The sequence below is a fragment of the Streptomyces sp. NPDC051636 genome, from assembly GCF_044453765.1.
Classification (GTDB): domain Bacteria; phylum Actinomycetota; class Actinomycetes; order Streptomycetales; family Streptomycetaceae; genus Streptomyces.
Map to the genome: position 1 here is coordinate 588,757 of NZ_JBITDA010000002.1, position 24,079 is coordinate 612,835.

A 24,079-nucleotide genomic window follows, 5' to 3' on the forward strand; every position below is an offset into this window, starting at 1 on the left:
CCGGCGACCTCCCTGCCCCGGGCGGCCACTGCTGTGTGGCAGAGCCGACGGGCAGAGGCGGGAGACCCTGTGCGCGGCGACGCGGCGATCCGGACGGCGGCGATGAGTGCCGCGACGGCGGCGGCCCCGGCGGGACCGGTGACGCGGGCGTCGGCCGCGCCGACGCCGGTGGTGGCCACGACCGGGGGACGACGCGGCGCCGGGGAGCCCGTCACGCTGAGCGCCTGCCAGGGCGAACGCGCGGCGCCCGACGGCGAGGAACTGCCCGCCGGCCCCACCCCGGCCGGCGGCAGCATCCCGCGGGCCGAGCGCGGGACGATCCAGCGGGACTGACACCCCGTCTCCGGCCGGCAGTTGCGCCGACCCCGACCACCGCGAGAACGGCGAGAGCGCCGACGGCCCCGCCGTCAACGAAGGCAGCGGCACCGGCACGTCGTACGCGGCGCCCGTCCGTGGAACAACGTCGACGACGGCTTCGACGCCTGGAAGTTCGCCTCGCCGACCGGCTCGGCGACCGGCTCCCGCGGCAACTCGTGGGAGCAGGGGCGAACTTGGAACTGAATCCCCGGTCCTCGGCACGGACCCGGCCCCGTTCACCGGCCCGCGCGCGGGCGACGGGTCACCGCCGCCCGCGCCGTCGTTCCTCGTGCCGCGCAACAGGGGCGGGCATCGGGGCTCGGTTCTGATCAGTACGACCCGGTGACGAGGGCGCGCCGGGCCATGGATCATGCTTCTCCCATGCCATCCGCTCTCCCCGCCTCTCGTACGGCTCTGATCGGCGCCGCCGGACAGCGCCCCTGCACCCTCGTCGTGTGCCGGGGCTGCTGCTGCGGCAACCCGCGCAAGCACCCCGGCACCGACCACGCCTGGCAGTTGGACCGACTGCGCGCCGCGGCGGCCGAGCACGGCTTCCAGGTCCGTACCAGCGACTGCCTCGGCCCCTGCGACCAGGCGAACGTCATCGTCGTCCAGCCCTCGGCCGCGGGACGCCGGGCCGGCGCACGGGCCACCTGGGTCGGCTTCGCCACGGACGACGCCTGCACGGACGAGATCGTGAGCTGGGCGGCGGCGGGCGGACCGGGCGTGGCGCAGCCGCCCGTGACGCTGGAGTTGCAGTTCATCCGGCCACCGCGGGAGGCACGCGCGCGTACGCGTCGCTGAGCCCTCTCTTGCCCGCCCCCGCCCTGACGCTCGCCCGAGTGGGCCAACCTCGGTGGCCTCGGGAGGCCGTGTGGTGTGAGCGGTGTGACGCTGGTGGAAGGGATGGCCGGCGTGACAGGAGACAGGATGGTGGACGGTACCGCTCGGAACGGATGCACTGCGCTCGCATCACGTGACGAGGCGCTCCAGCGGCTGCGCTCGGTCGCAGACGCCGTGCTCTACGAGGGCTACCTGCTGTATCCGTACCGCCGGTCGTCCCCCAAGAACCGGGTGCGCTGGCAGTTCGGCGTCCTCACCCCACGGGAGTGGGCCGAGCGGGACGGGCCGGTGCCGCCGGGCGTCTCCGGCTCGGCGGACTCCTGGTACCAGCAGACCGAGTGCCTGCTGCGGGCGTCCGGTGACGCCCGGCTGCGGGTGACGGTGCGTTACCTGCAGCTCCAGCGCAAGCAGGTGGAGCAGTCCACCGGCGACGGCCTCCACCGGCCGGTGGAGGCGCTGGAGGTCGGTGCGGACGTCCACCTGACCTTCGACGAGGCGGTACCGCGCGAGGCGGAGATCGACGTCCCCCTGGCCCGGCTCCTCCAGGGCGCCCACCGTACGCCGGTCGGGTCGCCCGGCGGTACGGGAACGGAGCAACTCGGCGGCGGGGCCGGACGGGTGGTGCGCCACCGGGACCCGGTCCACGCCGTGACCACGGTCCGGGCCGAACGGCTCCGGGACGACGGGGACGGCACCGGGCTCTACCGGCTGCGGGTGCGCACCGAGAACACGGGGTCCTCGCCCGCCGCCACGGTGCCGCGCGGCCACGCTCTGCGGCACGCGCTCATGGCCACGCACACGCTGATCGGCGGTGACGGCGTCGGGTTCCTGTCACTGATCGAGCCGCCCGAGGCGGACGAAGGGTACGCCCGCGACTGCCGGAACCTGTTCACCTTCCCCGTCCTGGGCGGCGGACCGGGCTGCGGCGACGCGGTCCTTTCCTCGCCGATCATCCTGCCGGACCATCCGCAAGTGGCCCCGGAGAGCCCGGGTGACCTGCACGACGCCGCCGAGATCGACGAGATCCTGACCCTGCGCACGCTGCTGCTGACGGACGAGGAGAAGCGCGAGGCCCGGGCCACCGACCGGCGGGCGGCGGACATCCTCGACCGGGTCGAGACCATGCCCCCGGAGATGTTCGCCCGCCTCCACGGCGCGATCCGCTCCCTCGAGCCGGCCCCCTCAGGCACGGCCCTGCCGGGCCCGGCCTCGACCGGCTCCGCCGCGTCCGCATCCGCCCCACCGGACGCCGCCCCGACCGGCTCCACCCCGCCGGGCGCAGCCCCCTCCGCCCCGACCGCATCCCCTGCCGTCCTGGCAGACGGAGTCCTCTCCGCTCCACGCGGATCAGCCCCCTGGTGGCAGGAGAGCGGCCACGACGGACCGTCCCCCGCCACCGACACCGTGCTCGTGGACGGCGTACCCGTGGCGGCCGGGAGTGCCGTGCGGTTGCGGCCGGCCGGGCGGGGGGCCGATGCGCAGGACATGTTCCTGGCCGGGCGCACGGCCCGGGTGGCGGCGGTGTTCCACGACGTGGACGGCAGCCTGCACCTGGCCGTCACGCTCGACGACGATCCGGCCGCGGAGCTCAACGCCTGGTACGGCCGCTACTTCTACTTCCGCCCCCACGAACTGCAGCCACTGGACACCACCGTCGACGAGGGAGCGCCCGATGGACGCCCTTGAGCTACTGCGTCACGACCACCGCAGGGTGGAGCAGTTGTTCCGCGACTACCACACCGCCGCCAACGACCGGCAGCGCCGGGGCGTGGTCGAACTGCTGGTGCGCGAACTGTCCAGGCACGCCGCTCTGGAGGAGATGTTCGTCTACCCCCTGGCGAAGAAGGTCGTCGACGACGGCGGGCGCGAGGTCGACGAGCACCTCGGCGAGCACCTGGCGGTCAAGAAGACGCTGCTCGCCCTGGACCGGCTCGACGAGGGGGACGAGAGGACGGACGAACTCGTCGCGCAGCTGCGGCGCGAGGTCGAGGAGCACGTGCGCGAGGAGGAGGACGTGCTCATGCCCCGGCTGCGCGCGGCCGTCTCCCAGCCGGAACTGGACGACCTCGGGCAGCTGCTGACGAAGGCCAAGCAGAGCGCGCCGACCCGGCCCCATCCGCACGCGCCGGACCGGCCGCCCGCGCTCATCCTCGCCGGGCCGGTGGCCGCGGCGTACGACCGACTCAGGGACCGACTGCAGCGGAGGCCCAGGACATGACCACCCATAGCGCCACCACCGAAGTGAGCGAGGACCCCAGCCGGTCCGAACAGCGCGAAGGATTCGACGAGATCACCATCCTCTGGATCTCCGAGGGCATGAGCTGCGACGGCGACACCGTCTCGCTCACGGCCGCCGGGCAGCCCTCCATCGAGGACCTGGTGCTCGGACTGATCCCGGGCCTGCCGAAGGTGAACCTGGTCAACAAGGTGCTCTCCCCGAGCCTGGGCGGCGAGGACTTCCTCGCCCCGTACCGGGCGGCGGCGCGCGGCGAGCTGGCCCCGTTCGTCCTCGTCATCGAGGGCTCGATCCCCAACCAGAACATCATCAAGGGCGACGGCTACTGGACGTCGTTCGGCAACGACCCGGAGACGGGCGAGCCGCAGACCCTGAACTGGTGGATCGACCAACTGGCCCCCAAGGCCTGGGCGGTGGTGGCGGCCGGCACCTGCGCCACCTACGGCGGCATCCACGCGATGGCCGGCAACCCCACCGGCTGCATGGGCCTGGCGGACTACCTGGGCTGGGACTTCGCGTCGCAGGGCGGCCTGCCCATCGTCAACGTGCCCGGCTGCCCCATCCAGCCGGAGAACTTCATGGAGACCCTGGTCTGGGTGCTCTCCCACGCGGCCGGCGCCGCTCCCCCGCCGCCGCTGGACCACATGCTGCGTCCGCAGTGGCTGTTCGGCAAGACCGTGCACGAGGGCTGCGACCGGGGCTCGTACTACGAGCAGGCCAGCTTCGCCAGGGACTACAACTCCCCCAAGTGCCTGGTGAAGACGGGATGCTGGGGCCCGGTCGTCAACTGCAACGTGCCCAAGCGGGGCTGGATGGCCGGCATCGGCGGCTGCCCGAACGTCGGCGGCGTCTGCATCGGCTGCACGATGCCCGGCTTCCCCGACGCGTTCATGCCGTTCATGGACGAGCCCCCCGGCGGCACGCTGTCGTCGCTGGTCATCAAGCCGTACGGGGCGGTCGTGCGCCGGCTGCGCGGCCTGACCAACGACATCGTGAACCACGAGCCCAGGTGGCGCCACAACAAGCGCAAGCTGACCAGCGGTTACGACCCGCACTGGCGGCCCTGACACGACACCCGGGGGGGCCACCACTCACCGACGGAACCCGAGCAGCAAGGGGCAGTAAGCCAGATGACGACAACCGAGGCCCGGTCCACGGGACGCAAGCCCGCAGAGCTCGTGGACATGTCCTGGGATCCGATCACCCGGATCATCGGGAACCTGGGCATCTACACGAAGATCGACTTCGCCAACCGGGAAGTCGTCGAATGCCACAGCACCTCGTCGCTGTTCCGCGGCTACTCGGTGTTCATGAAGGGCAAGGACCCGCGTGACGCCGGCTTCATCACCTCGCGCATCTGCGGGATCTGCGGCGACAACCACACCACCTGCTCGAACTACGCCCAGCAGATGGCCTACGGCGTCAAACCACCGCGGCTGGCCGACTACATCACCAACCTCGGCGAAGCGGCCGAGTACATGTTCGACCACACGATCTTCCAGGACAACCTGGTGTTCGTGGACTTCTGCGAGGCCATGGTCAAGGCCACCAACCCCGGCCTGCTGGCCCGCGCCGAGCGCACGGACGCGCCGCGCGGCGAGATCCACGGCTACCGGACCATCGCCGACATCATGAAGGCCTTCAACCCCTTCGAGGGCGAGGTCTACAAGGAGGCGCTGAAGGTCAGCCGGGTCACCCGCGAGATGTTCTGCCTGATGGAGGGGCGGCACGTCCACCCGTCGACGCTGTACCCGGGCGGGGTCGGCACCATGCCCCAGCCGAACACCTTCACCGACTACCTCAGCCGGCTGATGCGGGTCATCGACTTCGTCAAGAAGGCCGTCGCGATGAACGACGACGTCTTCGACTTCTTCTACGAGGCGCTGCCCGGCTACGAGGAGGTCGGCCGCCGCCGCGTCCTGCTGGGCTGCTGGGGCGCCTGGCAGGACCCGAACGTCGTCGACTACCGCTACGAGACGATGAACCAGTGGGGCAAGGCGATGTTCGTCACCCCGGGCGTCATCGTCGACGGCGAGCTGGTCACCAACAACCTCGTCGACATCAACCTCGGCATGCGAATCATGCTCGGCAGCTCCTACTACGAGGACTGGGTCAACGAGCAGCCCTTCGTCACCCACGACCCGCTGGGCAACCCCGTCGACATGCGCCACCCGTGGAACCAGACCACCGTCCCGGTGCCGCAGAAGCGCGACTTCGGCGACAAGTACAGCTGGGTGATGAGCCCGCGCTGGTACGACAGCAGGAGCGGTGACCACCTCGCCCTCGACACCGGCGGCGGCCCGCTCGCCCGGCTGTGGTCGACCGCGCTGAGCGGCCTGGTGGACACCCCGTACATCAAGGCGACCGGCACCAGCGTGCGGATCTCGCTGCCCAAGGGCGAGACCCTGCCGGAGACGACCCTGGAGTGGCACATCCCGAAGTGGAGCAACACCATCGAACGGGACCGCGCCCGGCCCTACTTCATCGCCTACGCGGCCGCCATGGCCCTGCAGTTCCTGGACGAGGCGATGGGGCTGATCCGGGCCGGCGACACCAAGGTGTTCGAGAATTTCGAGGTGCCGGACGAGGCGATCGGCTGCGGCTTCCACGAGGCGGTACGCGGTGTGCTCTCCCACCACCTGGTGATCAAGGACAAGAAGATCGCCAACTACCACCCGTACCCGCCCACCCCGTGGAACGCCAGCCCCCGGGACATCTACGGCACCCCCGGCCCGTACGAGGACGCCGTGCAGGGCCAGCCGATCTTCGAGGAGAACGGCCCCGACGACTTCAAGGGCGTCGACATCATGCGCACCGTGCGCAGCTTCGACCCGTGCCTGCCGTGCGGGGTGCACATGTACGTCGGCAAGGGCAAGACGCTGACCACGCTGCACTCGCCGACGTACGGCGCGAGCCATGGCTGACGGCAACCGGCTCGACGAGGCGTCCCTCGCCGCGCGGCTGACCCGCCTCGACGGCCTGCTGGAGCGCCTGGAGGGCACCCCCGGGCCGACCGCCCGGGAGGCCGTCGAGGCGGTACGGGCGCTCACCGAGGTCTACGGCGAGGCGCTGGCCCGGATCCTGGACCGCGCCGACGCCGATCTGGCCGGGACGCTGGCCGACGATGAACTCCTCGCCCACCTGATGGTCCTGCACGGCATCCACCCCGAGCCGGTGGGACCCCGGGTGGCCCGGGCCGTGGAGCGGCTGCGCGCTCAGCTGCGCGAGCGGGGCGGCGACCTGGAACTGGTCGGTGTCGACGGGACGGTGGCCCGGGTCCGTCTGGCGGTCAAGGGCTGCGGCTCGTCGGCCGCCGGGATCCTGGAAGCGGTCCAGGAGGCGGTGCTCGGGGTGGCGCCCGAGCTGGAGACGGTGGAGCAGGTGCGGGACGCCGCCACCCCCGCGTTCGTGCCGCTGGACACGCTCACGCACCGGGTCCGGCAGCCGCAGGTGACACGGTGAACGGCGGCGCGCTGGCCCGGGTCATCCGCTCGGCCGCCGCCCGCCGGACGGCGACGGAGGAGCTGTGCGACCTGTGCGCGGCCCCGGTGCCGGACGACCACCGCCACCTGCACGACGGCGTTCGGGAGGAGGTGCTGTGCGCCTGCCGCCCCTGTGCGCTGCTGTTCACCGAGGGCCAGGAGAGCGACGGGCGCTACCGGCTGATCCCGCTGCGCCGTCTCCGGCTGCCCTCGGTGGACACCGAACCGCTGGGCGTGCCCGTCGGACTGGCCTTCTTCGTCCCCCGCCAGGACGGCACGGTCGTCGCGCACTATCCGAGCCCGGCGGGCGCCACCCGCTGGGAGGTGGACGCGGACGCCTGGCGCAAGGTCGTCGCGGACTGTCCGCCGCTGGTCACCCTGGTACCCGAGGTGGAGGCGCTGCTGGTGAACACCGCCCGGGGCCTCGCCCACCACTGGATCGTGCCGATCGACGACTGCTTCCGGATCGTCGGGGTGGTACGCCAGGAGTGGCAGGGGATGTCCGGCGGAGAGACGATTTGGCCGGCACTGGAACGCTTCTTCGCCGAGCTGGCCCCCGAGCGGCCGGTGGCACCGGCCGCCCAACCGTAAGGAGCACGCGATGGGCAGCATCAGGGTCGGAAGACCGCAAGCGAAGCCCGACACGCCCACCCATGTCTTCGGCCTCCACCAGGGCAACAAGGGTCCGTACGGGCACCAGACGGGGCATCACGAGGACGGCACCGCCGACGCGCGCCGGTCCACGGGCATCCACTGGAAGAAGCACAACGCGATCATGAAGATCATGCCGAACATTCCGCCGGGCTGAGCGACTCAGGGAGCAGAGATGGCAACGATGACGGCCAAACGCGTACTGACGGCGGAGGCGGTGCTCCTCGGGAGCGCGGTACTGGGCCTGCTGGTCTGGGAGCTCCCGGGGCTGAGGCGCGAGATCAAGATCTGGCGCATGGCCGGTTCCTCGTCCGGCACGCGGAGCGGCGGCTGAGCCCTCCCCGGGTCACCCGGCCGCGAGCGCGGCGCCGGCGTCGGCCAGCAGCTGCTCCACGACCCTGTGGAGCAGCGGCACGGCCCGTTCGACGGCGTCGCGCACCGGCGCGCTCAGACCGACGGTGACGTCCGTGTCGTCGCTCGGCAGCACTTGGGGCTCGCAGGCCAGCACGACGATGCGGGGCAGCGCGCCGTCGCCGAGGTGCGCGGCCAGCGCCAGTACCTTCACGGGGTCCATGCCGTGCGCCTCCGGGGCGTGCCGGGCGGTGTCCGTCGCGTCCGGGAGCTCGGGCTCGATCAGCGAGAGCGTGCCCGGTGGAAGGCCGCGCGGGGCCGCGTCGACGAACACGGCCGCGTCGTAGCCGTCCAGGAGCTGGTAGGCGAGGTCCATCCCGCGGATGCCGAAGTCCCGCACGTACACCTCGCCGGGCAGGGGCCGCCCGTTCAGGGCCTTGATCACCGCGGGTCCGAAGGCGTCGTCGGCGAGGAAGAGGTTGCCGATGCCGGCGACCAGCAGGCGCGGCGGCGTCATCGCGCCTCCCCCGGCAGGGGAGCGGGCGCGGGCGCGAGCGGCCGGGGCGAACCGCTCGGCACCTTACGGACGAACGCCGAGCGCAGGGCGTGGTAGGGCGCCCCGGGGTCGAAGAAGATGCCGTGCATGCGGGCGAGTTCCTCCTGCCGGTGGGCGGCGAGCGGCCGGCGCCTCTCATCGCGGTCCCGGGCGGCCGCCTTGGCCGCGATCCGCTCCCGCACGTCGGACGCCCCGGCGAGGGCGGCGGCCAGACGGCCCACCTCGTCGGGGAACGCGCCCGGGGAGGCCCGCAGCAGCCGGTCGGCCAGGCCCAGCCGGACGGCCTCGGCGGCACTCACCGGCAGCGCTTCCCGCGTCAGCCGCTCGGCGGTGCCGTCGCCGGCGCGCCGGGGCAGGCTGTACGTCCAGTACTCCGACCCGTACAGGCCCATGCGCCGGTAGTGCGGGTTCAGGACGACGCCGGAGCGGCACCAGACCTCGTCCGCCGCCAGCGCCAGCATGACCCCGCCCGCCGCCGCGTTGCCGCCCAGCGCGGCGACCACCAGCCGGTCCGTGGTCCGCAGCACCGCCTCGACCAGGTCGTTCAGGGCATTGAGGTTGGTCCACGACTCCTTGGCCGGATCGTCGGCGGCCTCGATCACGTTCAGGTGGATGCCGTTGGAGAAGAAGTCGCGCACTCCGCCGAGGACCAGGACCGGGGTGGGCCGGGCGAGGGCGTGCCGGTAGGCGGCGAGCAGGCGGCGGCACTGGGAGGTGCTCATCGCGCCGCCCGGGAAGGAGAAGGCCAGGAAGCCGACGTCGCCGTGCCGGCGGTAGCGGATGTCGCTCCAGGTGCGGTGGCCCGGGGGCGGCTCCAGGGGTGCGGGCAGCTCCGGCACGTCGCGCAGCCGGTCGCCGAGGACGTCGGCCGCCGGGCGCCGGAACGGCGCGGGGTCGCCGGAGCCGCGGCGCGGCCGGAGCTCGGGGATCCACACCGCCCCGTCACGGGTGGCCCGGCACACCGCGCCGTCGCGGGTGGCGAGCAGGTCGCCGGGGCGGCCCCGCAGTTCGTCCTCGGGGTGGCCGCCGTGCAGGAACACCTCCCGGCCGAGGAGTTCGTCGAGGACCCCCGGCTGGGAGTCGGCGCCGCGCAGCTTGCGCAGCACGGTGGCGGTGTCGTCGTACCGCCAGTCGACGCGTCGCCGTTCCTGCCGGAAGAAGTCGCGCCAGGTGACGGAGATCGCGGGGTCGCTCTGCGGCCGCGGTTTGAAGGAACCCTCGGCGTAGCGTTCCACCGCCAGCAGGACAGCGGTGAGCGCGGCGTCGGAGACCTCGCCCCGGTACAGGTCGCTCTTGCCGACGGGCGGCACGGTGAACGGCACCGAGGCCCAGATGTCACCGGCGTCCATGCCCGCCTCGGCCCGGAGCACGGTCACCCCCCACCGCTGCGCTCCCTCGGTGACGGCCCAGTCCAGGGACGACGGCCCCCGGTCGCCGGGCGGGCCGGGGTGCACGATCAGGCAGGTGTGCTCCCGCCACACGTCCTCCGGGAGGGCCGTCTTCAGCATCGGCGCGACGATCAGCTCGGGGGCGGTGTCCCGTACGGCGTCGCGGACCGCGTCGTCCCCGTGCGAGGCGAGTACCACCTCCACCCGGTGGCCGTGGTCGGTGAGTTCGGCGTGGACGCGCTGGCACAGGCTGTTGAAGGCGCTGGCGACGAGGAGGATGTCCATACGGCCCCAGCATCGTCCTCGGGCCGCGGCCCGGAAAGTACCGCAACGGCACGGTAGGGCAAGTTCCTCCGTACGGATGCGGCCACCGCGGCCCGTGACGCGGAACGACGTCGTATGACGTTGAACGATGTTGGATGCCGGGGAATGACGCGGAATAATGACGCGGAATAACGAATCCCCGTCCGGCGTCAGCATGACGTGTCCCTTCCGCAGAACGTGCGCTTCTCCGTCCTCGACCGCTCCCGCATCCGCGAGGGGCACCCGCCCGCCGAGGCGCTGCGCGACACCGTGGCGCTGGCCCGGGAGCTGGAGGCACTGGGCTACCACCGCTTCTGGGTCTCCGAACACCACGGGGTGCCCGGTGTGGCCGGATCCGCGCCGACGGTGCTGGCCGCCGCCGTGGCCGCCGCGACGCGCACCATCCGGGTCGGGACGGGCGGGGTGATGCTGCCCAACCACCAACCTCTTGTGGTCGCCGAGCAGTTCGGGGTGCTGGAGTCGCTTTTCCCGGGTCGGATCGACATGGGTCTGGGCCGCTCGGTGGGCTTCACCGACGGGGTGCGCCGGGCGCTGGGCCGGGACAAGGGCGACGCGGAGGACTTCGCCGCCCGGCTGCGGGAGCTGCTGGGCTGGTTCGCGGGCACCTCGCCGTCCGGGGTGCGGGCCCGCCCGGCGGAGGGCCTGCGCGTGCCCCCGTTCGTGCTCGCCCTGGGCGAGGGCGCCGGAATCGCCGCCCGCGCGGGACTGCCGATGGTCATCGGGGACCTCCGCGGCCGCGAGAGGATGCTGCGCGGCATCGACCACTACCGCGCCCACTTCCAGCCCTCCCCCTGGGCCGCGGAGCCGTACGTCGTCGTCTCCGGCACGGTCGCGGTGGCCGCCACCCCGGAGGCGGCCCGGCGCCTGCTCGTCCCGGAGGCCTGGTCCATGGCGTACTCCCGCACCCACGGCACCTTCCCGCCCCTGCCTCCGGCCGAGGACGTCGAGACCCGCACGATGACCGCGAAGGAGCGCGGCTTCTACGAGGCCGGACTCGCCGGACACATCGCCGGCACCGAGGAGCGGGTCGCCCACGAGCTGGAGACGCTGCTGAAGGAGACGGGCGCGCAGGAGGTCCTGGTCACCACCAGCACGTACGACCGTGCGGCCCTGCTGGACTCCTACCGGCGGCTGGCCGGGATCGTGAACCAGCCCTGAGCACCGAGGAGTTGCGCGCCGCACAGGAGAAGCAGGCGCGCGGTGCGGCTTCCCCGGGGCTGCCGTTCGGGCCGCGGGGCGTGGCGGCCGAGGCGGGAGGCCCTCCTCCTGGAGCATGAGGGACGGCCCTGGGCGTGTTGCGGCTGGAGGCCATGCGGGGTTCGGACTTCACCGCGATCGGCGGGATGACCGGCCCGTGTCCCGAACTACTCGGTGGCGCGGCCGAGTTCGCGCCCCGGTGGCCGTCCGGTCGACCCGTCTCGTCGCCGGGGCATCCGAGGCCTTCGTGCCGGTCCACCTCGGCGCGGGCTTCCACGAGGCGGCCCGGGTCACCACGTACCGCTGGGCGCCGAGGTCGACAAGGTCGTCGCGCGCGGGCTGCGGCCCTGGGCTGCCCCGCTGGGTCGGCTACTCCTTCCGGTGCCGCCCGGCTTTCGCGCGACCGGTGCCGGGAAAGGGGATGTGCGGTTGTGGAACGACGCGGGTCGCGCGGCGCGGGGCTGTGTCCGTGTGCGGCCCCGCCGCACGGCTCCATCGGTCCAGGACCTTGATCCGGCCGGCTTCCATAGCGGATGGCTATGGTGGGCGCGTGCAGTTCCAGCAGCTCCAGTACTTCGTCGCCGTCGCCGAGACCCGGCACTTCACCCGCGCCGCCGATCTGGTCCACGTGGCCCAGCCGTCGCTGTCGCAGCAGATCAAGGCGCTGGAGCGAGAGCTCGGGGCGGATCTGTTCCGGCGGGCGCGGGGCAACATCACGCTCACCGACGCGGGCATGGCGCTGCTGCCCCTGGCCCGGCGGATCCTGGCCGACGCGGACACCGCCCGGCACGAGGTGCAGGAACTGGCGCAGCTGCGCCGGGGCCGGGTCCGCCTCGGGGCCACCCCGAGCCTGTGCACCGGCCTGGTCCCGGACGTGCTGCGCGCCTTCCACGACCGGTATCCCGGCATCCGGCTGCTGATCGAGGAGGGCGGCTCCCACGACCTCGTACGGGAACTCGCGCGCGGCGCCCTCGACCTCGCCCTCGTCGTACTCCCCCTGCCGACGCCGTCCCCCGCGCTGACGACGGTGGAGCTGCTGCGCGAGGACCTGGTGGTCGTGTCGTCGCCGGAGGCGCCGGCGCCGGGGCGGGACGGCCGGCACGTCCGGATCGCCGACCTGGAGGGCGAGCGGCTGGTGATGTTCCGGCACGGCTACGACCTGCGGGAGCTGACGGTGGCCGCGTGCCGGGCGGAGGGCTTCGATCCGGACTTCGCGGTGGAGGGGGGCGAGATGGACGCGGTGCTGGGGTTCGTGCGGGCGGGGCTCGGGGTGGCCGTCGTACCGCGCATGGTCGCGACGAGGTCCGGGCACGGGCTTCGGGTGACGCCGCTGGCCCGGCCCGGACTCCACCGGACGATCGCCCTGGCCCACCGCAGTGATGTGGCTCCGCCGCGGGCGGCCAGGGAGTTGCAGCGGATGCTGCTGGAGCGGTGAGGTACGGGGGGCGGTGCACCCGCGGGGCCGGCGCCGCGCCGGCCGCCCGGATCACCAAGAGCTCGGTTACCGCGGGACAGCCGCACGGCGGCGGAACGGGCGGCCGCGCGTCCGCCCGCCCGTTCCGTCAGCCCGTCGCGTCCACCAGCGCCAGGTCGTGCAGCCGCTCGGGCGGGCCCGGGCGGGCGTAGTACCAGCCCTGCGCGGTGTCGCAGCCCAGTATCCGCAGCTGTTCGGCCTGCGCGCCGGTCTCCACGCCCTCCACGGTGACGGCGAGGTCGAGGCTGTGGGCGAGCGAGACGATCCCCTCGACGATCTTCAGGTCGACGGGGTCGGCCGGGAACTGCTGCATGCTCTGGGTGAAGGAGCGGTCCAGCTTGAGGATGCTCACCGGCAGCCGGCGCAGGTTGGCGAGGTTGGAGTACCCCGTGCCGAAGTCGTCCAGGGCGATGTCGACGCCCATCTCGTGCAGCCGGCGCAGCGGCTTGAGCAGGTCGTCGTCGGCCCCGATCAGGGCGGACTCGGTGACCTCCAGGCACAGCGAGTCCGGGGCGATGCCGACCCGCTCGAGGATGTCCACCGTGTCCTGCACCAGGCCGGGGTGGGTCAGCTGGCACGGCGAGAGGTTGACGTTGATGCGCAGCGGCCCGGCGGCCGTCCGCTCGCCGTACCGTTCTCGCCACTCGCGGGCCTGCCGGACGGACTCCTCCAGCACCCAGCGGCCGAGCGGCACGATCAGTCCGGTGTGCTCGGCGAGCGGGATGAACCGGTCCGGGCCGAGCACCCCGTGCTGCGGGTGCAGCCAGCGCACGAGCGCCTCCGCGCCGCGCACGCTGCCGTCGCCGAGATGCACCAGCGGCTGGTACTCGATGAAGAACTCGCCCCGGTCCAGAGCCGTCGGCAGGGCCGTGGTCAGCCCGTGCCGGGTGATGGCACGGGCGTCGGCCTCCGGGTCGGCCAGCTCACAGCGGTTGCCGCCCGCCGACTTCGCCCGGTACATCGTGATGTCGGCGCTGCGCAGCACCTCCGCCGGGGTGCGCTCCCCCGCCGGGCCCTCGACGATGCCGATGCTGCCGCGCACCAGCAGATCGCGGCCGTCGATGCTGATGGGGGTGACCAGCGCGTTCATGATGCGCTCGGCGAGCTCGTCGACCTCCCGCTCGGTGCCGGGCCCGGTGGTCAGCGCCACGAACTCGTCGCCGCCGAGCCGGGCCACCATCTCGCCGGGCGCCGTCGCGCAGGACTGCAGCCGGTCGGCGACCTCCACCAGCAGCCGGTCGCCGGCCGCGTGGCCGAGGCTGTCGTTGATGGTCTTGAACCCGTCCAGGTCCAGGTAGCACAGCCCGAAACGCTGGCCCTCGCCCGCGTTCAGCGCCTTCTCCAGGCGCTCGAAGAACAGCGTGCGGTTGGGCAGGCCGGTGAGCGCGTCGTGCGTGGCCTCGTAGCGCAGCCGGAGGTTGAGCAGCCGGCGCTCGGTGGTGTCCTCCATGAGGGCGAGCTGGTACTGCGGGTTGCCGTCGGCGTCGCGCAGCAGGGAGACCGTCAGGTTGGTCCACAGCACCGTGCCGTCGGGGCGGTAGAAGGCCTTCTCCACGTGGTAGTGCTCGCGCTCGCCGCGCACGAGCTCGTCGTACAGCTTCCAGGTCTGGGGCGCGTCCTCGGGGTGCGTCCACTCCATGACGTTGCGGCCGCGCACCGCCTGCTCGGAGCCGCCGAACATGCGCAGCAGCGCCCTGTTGACCTGCAGGACGTTGCCGTCCAGGTCGGCGATGCCGATCCCTATCGCGGCGCCCTCGAAGACCGCGCGGAAGCGGGCCTCGCTGGCGTGCAGCGCCTGCGCCACGACGCCCTGGGCGCGCAGCGCCGCCTGGGCGATGGCCTCCTGCTCGGCCAGGGTGCGCTCCCGCAGTGCCTGCGCGAACCCGGCGGCCATCGCGTGCTGCAGCCGCGAGGAACGCATCCTGAGCTCGTCCTGGGGGCCGTTCTCGCCGCAGTAGAGCACCAGGTAGGCGTCGACGCAGTCCAGGGTGCGGCTGAGCGCCTCCGGGTCGGTGCAGTGCGCGCCGATCAGCGCGGCGCCGACCGCCCTGGCCTCGTCGGCGTCGAAGCTGCGCGCCCGCACCACCTCGCTCAACCGGCGTGCGAGCGGGAGCAGTTCCTCCTCGAACTCCGCCCGGGTCAGCGACGTCGAGGTCACCGGGAAGACCGCCCGGCTCCAGATCGTCGCGAACCGGCGCAGTCTGTCCTCCGGCCCGTCCTGCTCCGCGCTCACGCCGTACGCCCCACGCCGGCGAATCCGGAGAAGGCATACGGATCCTCGTCCTCCGGCGCCGCCTGCGGCCGCCAGAGCGGCATCGGCACCAGCCCGGGTTCCACCATGTCGTACCCCTCGAAGAACCGCGCGATCTCGTCGCGCGAGCGCATGATGAGCGGATTGCGAATGCCCTTGTATACGTCCACCGCGCCCTCGGCCCGCTCCGGGGGCAGCGGGATTCCCTCGTACGAGGCATGGGTGAGGATCAGCAGGCTGCCGGGCGCGAGCGCCGCGCTCAACTGAGCCACCGCACCGTAGGGGTCGTCCACGTCTTCCACGAAGTGCAGTATGGCAACGAGGAGAAGGGCCACTGGCCGGTTCAGGTCGATGAGGCGCTCGACCTGGGGGCCGGCCAGGATCTCGTGGGGCTTGCGGAGATCGGCGGCGACGACGTCCGCGTCCGCGTTGCCCGCCAGGACCGCCTCGGTGTGCGCCACGGCCACCGGGTCGTGGTCGACGTACACCACGTGCGCGCCCGGGGTCGCCTCCTGAGCCACCTCGTGGACATTGCCGAAGGTGGGGATGCCGGAGCCGATGTCGAGGAACTGGGTGATGCCCTCGGCGGCGGCGAAACGCACGGCGCGGCGCATGAACGCCCGGTTCGCCTGCATGATCTTGGGGAGTCCCGGCATGAACTCCAGGGCCCTGCGGGCCGCTTGCCGGTCGACCTCGAAGTTGAACGAACCGCCCAGGTAGTAGTCGTAGATACGCGCGACGCTCGGCACCGAGATGTCGATGCTCCGTGGAGCCCAGGCGGGACGTTCCATGATCTCTCCAAGGCGTAGGCGATCCGGTGTTCGAGCAGAGGCTACTGATCGCCTGCCAAAGGAGCGAGCAGAACCGGAAATTGACCATCCGTTCCCGGTCACTGCCTGCGGTATGTGCCAGAGCGGCACCGCTGTGTGACGGCTCTCCGCAGCACAGCGGTCCGCCCCCTCCGTGCGGTGCGGAGGGGGCGGACCTGTGGCCGGGCGCCGGTTGTCGTCGTGCGATCAACCCTGGGGAGGTGACTACTTCGACGGGGCGCCGACCAGCTTGCCGGCGGGCGAGACGGCGTACCAAGTACCGCCCACGCCCTGGCCGTTGGTGTCTCCGGGTGCCTTGTCGCCGGAGAAGGTGTAGATCGGCCAGCAATCGACCGTCATCTGCTTCTGGCCGTTGTCGGAACGGGTGAAGCCCATCAGGCCCTTCTTCTCGACGCCCTTGGTGTCACCGGCGTCGACCTCCGCGACGGCCGGCCACTTCTCCAGGCAGGCACCGGTGCAGTTCGAGACGGACTTCGGCCATGCCTTGTCCTTGATGAATCGGTAGACCGTCATGCCGTTCTTGTCGACGACGATGTCGCCGAGCTTGGCGTCCTTGCGCACGGACAGACCGGGCAGGTCGGAGAGGGTCGCCTTCTTGCCGTCGGGGGCCAGCGCGAACCACTTGCCGCCCACGCCCTGGCCGTTGACGTCACCGGCGTTGACGTCCTTGGCGTAGCGGTAGGCCGGCCAGCCGGCGATGGTGAGCTGCTTGGTGCCGTCGGAACGGGTGACCTCGCCCAGCAGCGCCTTGTCGATGCCGGCGCCGGCCTCGGCGTCGTCCGCGGGAACCGGCGGCCAGGTGGTGGCACAGTCGCCGTCGCAGTTCGACTTGGGCGGATTGGCGGTGTCCGTGTCGAAACGGTAGAGGGTGAGACCGGCACCGTCGGTCAGCACTTTGCCGAGGTCGGGGTTGCTGGCCACCGACAGCTTGCCCGCGGGCTCCGCCGGGCTCGGGGAGGCGCTGCTCTGCTGTCCGTCGGCGCCGTAACCGTTGCCGGCGCCCGTCCCGGTACCGGTTCCCGCGGCGCCGACGCCGCCCGCCGGTGCCGTGGCGCCGACATTCTGGGCCGCCGACGACGGGGTGGTGGCATTGTCCTGACCGCACGCCGTCGTCAGCGCCAGCACCGACGCGGCTGTCGCCACCAGTGAGGCGGTCCGCCAGGTGGTCTTCATCGCTAACTCCCCATAATCGCCTGGATATTGCAGCGCCTGCTGCGCCGCCGCACGACACTGGGTACGGACGGGAGTGGCGGAAGTGTTCAATCGGCGCACAAATTTCTTTCGGAAACCTGTGTCCGCGGCGGCCCGTCGCCGGTTCGTACCCGGTCCGCCGCGTCGCGCTGTCGGACCTCGATCGGCGGGACCGGCGGTTCGCATCTGAAACACACGTGCGAGTGGGGTACACCGGCCGGTCCCGGCGGTCGGTCCGCCGCGCACCGCCCGACTCCCCTTCGAGCCGATCCGCTGCCCCCGCGGGACGCGATGCCCCCAGCCCGCCCGTAGGTCCGTACGTCCGTACGCGTCGGCCGCGCCCCGCGCCACCGGTGATCAAACCGTCCTGCGCCGTTTGTCCCCCCTTCGGGGCAATCCGCCCGGTCGGGGGCGTGCGGCGGGTCGGGGCGCCACATGATCTCGGTCGTGCAAGGAACCGAACCGACCCGACTCGCGCCCGTCGCACGGGGGTTGGCCCTGGCGGCCCTGACGTGGGGCCTCGTGGGCTGTCCGGTCGGCACGGCGGCGGCCGACGCCTGTGCGTCCGCTTCGACGGGCCCGGACGGCACGCGGGCGGTGGCCGTCGCAGGTGGCTCCTGGCCGGGCTCCTGGCCGACGCCCCCGGCCTGTCCGACGCCCACTCCCCCGCCCTGCCCGACACCGACACCGACCCCCACGCCGACCCCCACGCCGCCCGAGCCGAGCCCGCCGAAGCCGAAGCCCACCCCGACTCCGAAGCCGCCGCCACCGCCCGCCCCGGCGCCGGCCCCGCCGAAGCCCGTCCCCACTCCGACACCCACACCGCCCCCGCCGCACCCGGCCCCGCCGCACCCGTCCCCGCCGCCGGAGCCGACCCCGCCGCCCAGGCCCAGCCCGCGGCCCTCGCTGAGCCCGGTGAGCTATCCGCGGTACCGGCCCCAGCCGCCCCGCCACCCGTCGCACGGCGGCACGTCTCCCGTCACCTACGTCCTGCTCATCACCGCGCCCGCGGTGGTCGCCGTCGCCGCGCTGCGCCCGCGCTGATGCGCCGAACTCCCGGAGGAATCCGTTGTCGGAATGGCTTGTTCTCGCCCTCGCGATGCTCGCCGCCTGCGCCGTGGTGGTCGTCATCACCCTCGTACGGCACCGCAGGGCGCCGGAGGACGAGGACCCCAGCGAGACCCCGGACGTCATCGAGTACATGACGATGTGGATCGGTGTCGTGTACGCCATCGTCCTGGGCCTGGCCATCGCCGGGGTGTGGGAGGCGCGCAGCGCCGCCCAGGACCACGTCCAGGCGGAGGCCCAGGCGCTGCACGAGATCGCGGAGCGGGTCCGGGTCTACCCGCCCGACGTCCGCGACCGCATTCGGGCCGATGTCAACGCCTATGTCGGACACGTCGTCACCACCGAGTGGAAGACCATGGCCGACCACGGCCACCTCACCGGGCGCGGCACCGAGCTGCTGCGGCGCGTCCGCGAGGACGTCACGGACTACCGGACGAAGACGGACTTCCAGGCGCAGGCCTACCAGCCGCTCGTCGACCAGGTGGCCGCCGCCGACCAGGCGCGCAACGCCCGGGCCGACTCGACCGGGGCCACCATGCCGGGTGTGGTGTGGTTCGGGCTGCTGACCGGGGCCGTGGTCACCATCTGCATGGTCTTCGCGCTGCAGATCCGGCGTACGGCCCGTGAACTGATCCTCGCCGGGCTGTTCTCCGCGCTGATCGCCTTCCTGCTCTTCCTGATCTGGGACTTCGACGCGCCCTACAGCCGGGGCATCGCGGCGACGGCGGAACCCTTCCTGAACCTCTTCCCGCACGCCGGGGGATGACCCCCGGCCTCCTGGGAGCCGGGGGTCGGCACCCTCACTGGTCGTCGGTCAGATCCGCCTCTCATGCCGTCGGCGCAGCCAGACCGCGCCGCCGCCGATCAGGGCCGCGGCCACCAGCCCGCCCCCGATGGCCATGTCGGCCGGCGTCGCCCCGGAGGAGATGCTGCCGCCGAGGCCGCCCTTCACACCGCCGAGCACGGTGAAGGCGGCCGGGCGGGTCAGGGTACGGCCGTTGCAGGTGACCGTGATGTCGAACGAGCCGGGCCGGGCGTCGCGGTCGATCGTCACGACGCCTCTGGAGACGTTGCCGCTCGGTGTGAGCGTGGCGGAGCGAAAGGCGCGGGAGGAGACGGTGCCGTTACCGCATCCTTCCACCGTGACGGTGAGCCGGCCGCCGCGGGCCAGTGCACCGGGGGTGGCGACGATGTTGCTGAGGCTGCTGGGACCCCCACCGAGGTTGCTACGGTTCGGGTCACCCCAGTTGTTGTTGCCCGGATCGCTCCAGTTGTGGTTCTGGTTGGCGCCGTTGTTGTTGCCCGGATCGCTCCAGTTGTGGTTCTGGTTGGCACCGTTGTTGTTGCCCGGATCGCCCCCGTTGTCGTGGAAATTGCCGCGGTTGTTGAAGGTGCCTTGGTTGTTGAAGGTGCCTTGGTTGTTGAAGGTGCCGAAGTTGTTGAAGTCGTCGCGGTTGTTGAAGTTGTCACGGTTGTTGAAGTTGTCCCGGTTGTTGAAGTTGTCACGACCCTGACCGCCGACGTTGTTACGCCCCTGACCGCCGACGTTGTTACGCCCCTGGCCGGCGAACGGGTCGATGACCACACCGCTCACACCGCCCAGGTCATTGCTGCTCGGTCCGCCCCCGTTGCCCATGCCGTCCGCGACGGCCACGGGAGCGGCGAGCCCGATGACGGCGACCGCGGTGCACGCAGCCGCCGTGGCACGAGAGTTGCGCATGTGATCCTCCGCGGGAGGCGCCCCGGGATCCGTCCCCGGACGATCGGCGAGATAGCGCCTCCCGTACAGACCCTGGGGCGCGCGGAACACGCCCGCATGTCGAGAATGGTCCGTCCAGGTGAGAGCTCACCCCCCAAGAAAAGCGCACAATCCGATAATTTCGCAGGTCATGGGCCGTCAGAAATTTCCTGGGAACGGCAACTCGGATGGCGCACGAGAAAGCCGTTCGGGCCACCCGTTCGCCCGCCGCCCCGTCGCCGCCGACGCGCGGGGGATTTAGCGTTTTCCCATGCGCGAAGGACGTGGTGACGGCCGGGTCGAGAGGGGATGGCGCATGTCTGCGTCGGAACTGGCCGGCCTGGCCGAGGAGGAGGAGCGGCGGAAGAAGCGCGCCCCCTGGGGCGTGATAGCGCTTGTTCTGCTGACCGGCCTGGCGCTCATTCGCAACGGCTCGGGAGAATTCGACACGGGTCCGCCGCAGCCCGCGTCGGCCGCCGCCGCGGACAGCGCTGCCGTCGCCGGCACGTTCGCGGCCGCTCCGGCGCCGCTGCCGTTCTCCGTGGCCGACCGGGTCAGGATCCCCGCGATCCAGGTCGACGCCCCGGTCGTACCGGTGGGCCTGGACACGGACGGCTGGGTCGGCGCGCCGCCGCCGGACAACTCCAACCTGGCCGGGTGGTTCACCGGTGCGGTCTCCCCCGGGGAGAAGGGCACCGCCGTCATCGTCGGGCACGTCGACAACGCACAGGGACCGGCCGTGTTCTACGGGCTCGGGGCCCTGAAGAAGGGAAACCGGGTCGAGGTCGCCCGCCAGGACGGAAGGACCGCGGTGTTCGAGATCTACGGCGTCGAGGTGTTCGCGAAGAACGACTTTCCCGGCGACCGCGTCTACGCGTCGAAGGGCACGCCGGAGCTGCGGGTCATCACCTGCGGCGGCGGTTTTTCCAAACAGAACGGCTACGACGGCAATGTCGTCGTCTTCGCCCGTCTGGTCGAGGTCCACTGAGCGATTTCCCGGTCAGTTGGAGCGCCGCCGCGGGACGGTGAGGTGATAGCCGGAGTCGAGAAGGTAGGGCAGGTACCTGCGTACGGCCTTGACGCTCTGTGAGCGGTCGCCCCCGGCGTCGTGGGAGAGGACCACGACGCCGGGGCCGGCGCCGCCCTCGATACGGTCGACGATGGTGCGGGTGCCGGGAGTGGTCCAGTCGAGGGAGTCGACCGTCCAGGCGAGCGGCTCCATGCCCATCTCGGCGCCCAGTTGGAAGGCGGCACGGTTCCAGGCGCCGTAGGGGGCGCGGAACCACTGGGGACGTTCGCCGTAGGCGTCCTCGATGACGTCGCTGGTGCGCTCCATCTCGTCGCGGATCTCCGCGCGGCTCAGCTGGGTGAGCAGGGGATGGGTCCAGGTGTGGTTGCCGACCACATGCCCCTCGTCGGCCATCCTCGCCAGCAGTTCCCTGTTGTCGACGGCCATCTCCCCGCAGACGAAGAACATCGCGCGGACGTCGTACTTCGCCAGCGTGTCCAGGATGTGCGGGGTGTAGCGGGGGTCGGGTCCGTCGTCGAAGGTCAGCACCATGCTCCGGCCGCGTACGGGGAACTCCAGGATCGGTTCGCTGCGCACCGCCACCGGACGGGGCCGGGCGCGTGGCGGTCCGCCTCCGGTCAGGGGCTGCAGACGATAGGTGGACGGCTTGAGCGCGGCGCGCGCCTGCGGGCCAGGGGCGGGCGCGGCACCGGTCCGTACGGGTTCCTCGTCGTCCGTCCCCGCGACGAACAGTCCGGCCGTCCCGGCGGCCCCCACGGCAGCGGCGCCGACGAGCAGGAGCCGGCGGCGCGTGAGCAACTGGTCCTTCGTCATGACTCATCAGTCGCCCGACGCGGGTCGGCGCACCGCAACGACACCGATGTGGCGGCAGGAATCCACCCGCCCGGCGTAGGCGGTGCCCGGCCGCACCCGGAACCGACCGGCGAGGCGGCGCCGCCGGGGCGCCCGAGCGGTGGCGCGCGGCAGCCCCGGAGGCGGCGGGACGGCCCCCACCGTGGTCCCGGGCCGTGGCCGGAGCCCTGGGCTCCGATAACCTCGCGGCCGTGACGGAACAGCACTCGCACCAGTTCGAGCGGGGCACCGACGGGCCGAAGGTCATCGTGGTCGGTGTGGACGGCTCCGAGTCCTCCCTCCGGGCCGCCGCGTACGCCGGCGGTCTCGCGCGGCGGCAGCACGCCCTGCTCGCCGTCGTGTACGTACAGCCGGTGATGACGACGGGCGCCGCGCTCGGGGTGCCGGTCGCGGAGACGACCGACGAGATCGCCGATGACCTGGTCGCCCAGATCCGGGACGCGGCGGAGCGCCTCAAGGGCATCTACGACATTCGCTGGGAGTTCCACACCTTCCACGGCGACCCCTACAACGGCCTGGTGAAGGCGGCGGACGACCTCAAGGCCGACGCCGTGGTCGTCGGCGCCTCCGAACAGGCCGGCCACCGCATCATCGGCTCGGTGGCGATCCGCCTGGTGAAGGCGGGACGGTGGCCGGTGACGGTGGTGCCGTAGCGTCGCCGGCGGCGGGACGCGCAGGGCACCGGATCCGGACGCCGGGCGGACGGAGCCCGAGGTGTCCGTGCGTGGCGTCTTCCGTCCCACACCGCCCTGGGCCATCATGATCCGCCGTCAGCCGTTGCCGTCGGCGAAGAGGTGAGGCGCGTGGCCAGGCTCCGCACGGGTGAGGGCATTCTCCGCCGCAAACCCATCGAACACATCGAGGAGACCGAACTCGGCGAGGGCCCTCGCCTCGACAAATCCCTCGGCCTGTGGCAGCTCACCGCGATCGGCGTGGGCGGCATCATCGGCGCGGGCATCTTCACCCTGGCCGGCACCGTGGCCAACGGCACGGCGGGGCCCGCGGTACTGGTCTCCTTCCTCATCGCCGGCGTCGCGAGTGCCGCCGCCGCGCTGTCGTACGCGGAGTTCGCGGGAATGATCCCGAAGGCGGGCTCGGCCTACACGTACGGCTACGCGGTGCTCGGCGAGTTCGCGGGCTGGTTCATCGGCTGGGACCTGCTGCTGGAGTACACCGCGATCGTGGCGGTCGTGGCGATCGGGATCTCCGGATACTTCAGCTTCCTGGTCGAGGAGATGGGCGCGAACCTGCCCGACTGGATGCTGGGCGCGCCCGGCACCGGGCACGGCCACCGGGTCGACCTGTTCGCCGCCGTGCTGTGCCTGCTGATCGCCTGGCTGCTCAACCTCGGCATCCGCAGCGCGGCCCGCTTCGAGACGTTCGTGGTCGCCCTGAAGGTCCTGGTGGTGCTGCTGGTGATCGGCGTCGGCGTCTTCCACATCACCAGCGCCAACTACCACCCCTTCTTCCCGTACGGGATCGGCGGGGCGTTCACCGGTGCGGCGACGGTGTTCTTCGCGGTCTTCGGGTACGACGCGATGTCCACGGCGGCCGAGGAGTCGAAGGACGCGCAGCGGCACATGCCGAAGGCGATCGTCTACTCCCTGGCGATCGCGATGGTCCTGTACGTGGCGGCCTGCCTGGTGCTGACGGGCATGCAGAACTACAAGGACATCGACAAGGAGAGCGGCTTCTCCACGGCGTTCAAGTCGGTCGGGCTGAGCGGGCTGGCGGACGTGATCGCGGTGGGCGCGATCATCGGCATCCTCACGGTGATGTTCACGTTCATGCTGGGCGTCACCCGGGTCTGGTTCTCCATGTCCCGCGACGGACTGCTGCCCCGGTGGTTCGCCAGGACGCACCCGACGCGGCACGTACCGACGCGGGTGACGTGGATCGTCGGGGTGGCGTCGGCCCTGATCGCCGGGTTCGTCCCGATCGGGCAGGCGGCCGAGCTGACCAACATCGGCATCCTGCTGGCGTTCGTGGTGGTGTGCACCGCGGTGATCGTGCTGCGCTACCGCCGGCCGGAGCTGCCGCGCACCTTCCGCACACCGTGGATGCCGTTCGTGCCGGCGCTGGGCGTCGTCTTCTCGATCTGGCTGATCACGTTCCTGCAGTGGCAGACGTGGGTCCGGTTCGCCGTGTGGTTCGTGATCGGCTGCGTCATCTACTTCGGCTACTCCTACAAGCGGTCGGCGCTGGCAGGGCGCTAGGCCCGGTCGGCACATTCCCGTCGTCCGCCCGGAGGGCGGGCCCT

Annotated in this window: 23 protein-coding genes and 1 pseudogene; 17 read left to right on the forward strand and 7 right to left on the reverse strand. The window is 72.1% G+C overall.

The window, feature by feature from the left end:
* The first annotated feature begins 69 nt into the window (after positions 1-69).
* The 10 genes from ACIBBH_RS06480 (at position 70) to ACIBBH_RS06525 (ending at position 7,903) form a co-directional block, all read left to right on the forward strand.
* Positions 70-333 (forward strand): hypothetical protein, encoded by a 264-nt coding sequence (locus ACIBBH_RS06480; RefSeq protein ID WP_399402508.1) that lies wholly within the window; start codon positions 70-72, stop codon positions 331-333.
* Positions 334-738: 405 nt separating this feature from the next.
* Entirely contained in the window at positions 739-1,161 is a 423-nt protein-coding gene (locus ACIBBH_RS06485) for a (2Fe-2S) ferredoxin domain-containing protein (protein WP_399402510.1), read from the forward strand.
* A gap of 126 nt (positions 1,162-1,287) precedes the next feature.
* Positions 1,288-2,886: a hypothetical protein gene (locus ACIBBH_RS06490; protein WP_399402512.1), complete on the forward strand. Its 1,599-nt coding sequence runs from the start codon at positions 1,288-1,290 to the stop codon at positions 2,884-2,886.
* Positions 2,873-3,418 (forward strand): hemerythrin domain-containing protein, encoded by a 546-nt coding sequence (locus tag ACIBBH_RS06495; RefSeq protein WP_399402514.1) that lies wholly within the window; start codon positions 2,873-2,875, stop codon positions 3,416-3,418. The genes ACIBBH_RS06490 and ACIBBH_RS06495 overlap by 14 nt, the downstream gene beginning before the upstream one ends.
* Positions 3,415-4,503 carry a hydrogenase expression protein HypE gene (locus ACIBBH_RS06500; RefSeq protein ID WP_399402516.1) on the forward strand — a complete coding sequence of 363 codons (1,089 nt, stop codon included), beginning with the start codon at positions 3,415-3,417 and terminating at the stop codon, positions 4,501-4,503. The genes ACIBBH_RS06495 and ACIBBH_RS06500 overlap by 4 nt, the downstream gene beginning before the upstream one ends.
* A 63-nt stretch (positions 4,504-4,566) precedes the next feature.
* Positions 4,567-6,360 (forward strand): nickel-dependent hydrogenase large subunit, encoded by a 1,794-nt coding sequence (locus ACIBBH_RS06505; RefSeq protein ID WP_399402518.1) that lies wholly within the window; start codon positions 4,567-4,569, stop codon positions 6,358-6,360.
* Positions 6,353-6,898: a NifU family protein gene (locus ACIBBH_RS06510; RefSeq protein ID WP_399402519.1), complete on the forward strand. Its 546-nt coding sequence runs from the start codon at positions 6,353-6,355 to the stop codon at positions 6,896-6,898. The genes ACIBBH_RS06505 and ACIBBH_RS06510 overlap by 8 nt, the downstream gene beginning before the upstream one ends.
* Positions 6,895-7,509, forward strand: a complete 615-nt coding sequence (locus ACIBBH_RS06515; RefSeq protein WP_399402521.1) for a DUF5947 family protein — start codon at positions 6,895-6,897, stop codon at positions 7,507-7,509. The genes ACIBBH_RS06510 and ACIBBH_RS06515 overlap by 4 nt, the downstream gene beginning before the upstream one ends.
* 10 nt (positions 7,510-7,519) lie before the next feature.
* Positions 7,520-7,726, forward strand: a complete 207-nt coding sequence (locus tag ACIBBH_RS06520) for a hypothetical protein (RefSeq protein WP_399402523.1) — start codon at positions 7,520-7,522, stop codon at positions 7,724-7,726.
* An 18-nt stretch (positions 7,727-7,744) separates the two neighbouring features.
* Complete coding sequence (locus ACIBBH_RS06525; RefSeq protein WP_399402525.1) at positions 7,745-7,903, forward strand: hypothetical protein; 159 nt, start codon at positions 7,745-7,747, stop codon at positions 7,901-7,903.
* Between the two features lie 12 nt (positions 7,904-7,915).
* Here ACIBBH_RS06525 and ACIBBH_RS06530 read toward each other — a convergent pair whose 3' ends face one another.
* Positions 7,916-8,437, reverse strand: coding sequence for a hydrogenase maturation protease (locus ACIBBH_RS06530; protein ID WP_399402527.1), 522 nt, complete (start codon positions 8,435-8,437; stop codon positions 7,916-7,918).
* Entirely contained in the window at positions 8,434-10,149 is a 1,716-nt protein-coding gene (locus tag ACIBBH_RS06535; RefSeq protein WP_399402529.1) for a hydrogenase maturation protein, read from the reverse strand. The genes ACIBBH_RS06530 and ACIBBH_RS06535 overlap by 4 nt, the downstream gene beginning before the upstream one ends.
* A gap of 198 nt (positions 10,150-10,347) precedes the next feature.
* Here ACIBBH_RS06535 and ACIBBH_RS06540 point away from each other — a divergent pair, with 198 nt between their 5' ends.
* Both ACIBBH_RS06540 and ACIBBH_RS06545 read left to right on the forward strand, forming a co-directional pair.
* On the forward strand, positions 10,348-11,346 hold the full coding sequence (locus tag ACIBBH_RS06540; RefSeq protein WP_399402531.1) for an LLM class flavin-dependent oxidoreductase: 999 nt from the start codon (positions 10,348-10,350) through the stop codon (positions 11,344-11,346).
* 589 nt (positions 11,347-11,935) lie between these two features.
* Complete coding sequence (locus tag ACIBBH_RS06545; RefSeq protein WP_399402533.1) at positions 11,936-12,820, forward strand: LysR family transcriptional regulator; 885 nt, start codon at positions 11,936-11,938, stop codon at positions 12,818-12,820.
* Between the two features lie 127 nt (positions 12,821-12,947).
* Here the strand turns inward: ACIBBH_RS06545 and ACIBBH_RS06550 are convergent, their stop codons facing one another.
* The 3 genes from ACIBBH_RS06550 to ACIBBH_RS06560 form a co-directional block, all read right to left on the reverse strand.
* A complete protein-coding gene (locus tag ACIBBH_RS06550; RefSeq protein WP_399402535.1) occupies positions 12,948-15,092 on the reverse strand; it encodes a putative bifunctional diguanylate cyclase/phosphodiesterase in 2,145 nt (714 codons plus the stop codon).
* Positions 15,089-15,901, reverse strand: coding sequence for an SAM-dependent methyltransferase (locus ACIBBH_RS06555; RefSeq protein ID WP_399402537.1), 813 nt, complete (start codon positions 15,899-15,901; stop codon positions 15,089-15,091). Before ACIBBH_RS06555 ends, ACIBBH_RS06550 begins: the two co-directional genes overlap by 4 nt.
* 243 nt (positions 15,902-16,144) lie before the next feature.
* A complete protein-coding gene (locus ACIBBH_RS06560) occupies positions 16,145-17,113 on the reverse strand; it encodes an SCO0930 family lipoprotein (RefSeq protein ID WP_399402539.1) in 969 nt (322 codons plus the stop codon).
* A gap of 933 nt (positions 17,114-18,046) precedes the next feature.
* On the opposite strand from ACIBBH_RS06560, the gene ACIBBH_RS06565 reads away from it, so the two are divergent.
* Positions 18,047-18,175 carry a hypothetical protein gene (locus ACIBBH_RS06565; protein ID WP_399402541.1) on the forward strand — a complete coding sequence of 43 codons (129 nt, stop codon included), beginning with the start codon at positions 18,047-18,049 and terminating at the stop codon, positions 18,173-18,175.
* 25 nt (positions 18,176-18,200) lie between these two features.
* Positions 18,201-18,965, forward strand: coding sequence for a DUF4239 domain-containing protein (locus ACIBBH_RS06570; protein WP_399402543.1), 765 nt, complete (start codon positions 18,201-18,203; stop codon positions 18,963-18,965).
* 48 nt (positions 18,966-19,013) lie between these two features.
* Here ACIBBH_RS06570 and ACIBBH_RS06575 read toward each other — a convergent pair.
* A pseudogene (locus ACIBBH_RS06575) lies at positions 19,014-19,418 on the reverse strand (hypothetical protein); the annotation flags it as partial.
* Positions 19,419-20,253: 835 nt separating this feature from the next.
* On the opposite strand from ACIBBH_RS06575, the gene ACIBBH_RS06580 reads away from it, so the two are divergent.
* The gene (locus ACIBBH_RS06580; RefSeq protein WP_399402545.1) at positions 20,254-20,925 is read left to right on the forward strand and encodes a class F sortase; all 672 of its coding nucleotides are present in this window, start codon (positions 20,254-20,256) and stop codon (positions 20,923-20,925) included.
* A 12-nt stretch (positions 20,926-20,937) separates the two neighbouring features.
* Here ACIBBH_RS06580 and ACIBBH_RS06585 read toward each other — a convergent pair whose 3' ends face one another.
* Positions 20,938-21,780: a polysaccharide deacetylase family protein gene (locus tag ACIBBH_RS06585; RefSeq protein ID WP_399402547.1), complete on the reverse strand. Its 843-nt coding sequence runs from the start codon at positions 21,778-21,780 to the stop codon at positions 20,938-20,940.
* A 230-nt stretch (positions 21,781-22,010) separates the two neighbouring features.
* Between ACIBBH_RS06585 and ACIBBH_RS06590 the strand changes: the two genes are divergently transcribed.
* Both ACIBBH_RS06590 and ACIBBH_RS06595 read left to right on the forward strand, forming a co-directional pair.
* Positions 22,011-22,472: a universal stress protein gene (locus ACIBBH_RS06590; protein WP_399402549.1), complete on the forward strand. Its 462-nt coding sequence runs from the start codon at positions 22,011-22,013 to the stop codon at positions 22,470-22,472.
* Positions 22,473-22,622: 150 nt separating this feature from the next.
* Positions 22,623-24,035, forward strand: coding sequence for an amino acid permease (locus ACIBBH_RS06595; protein ID WP_399402551.1), 1,413 nt, complete (start codon positions 22,623-22,625; stop codon positions 24,033-24,035).
* Positions 24,036-24,079: the final 44 nt, after the last annotated feature.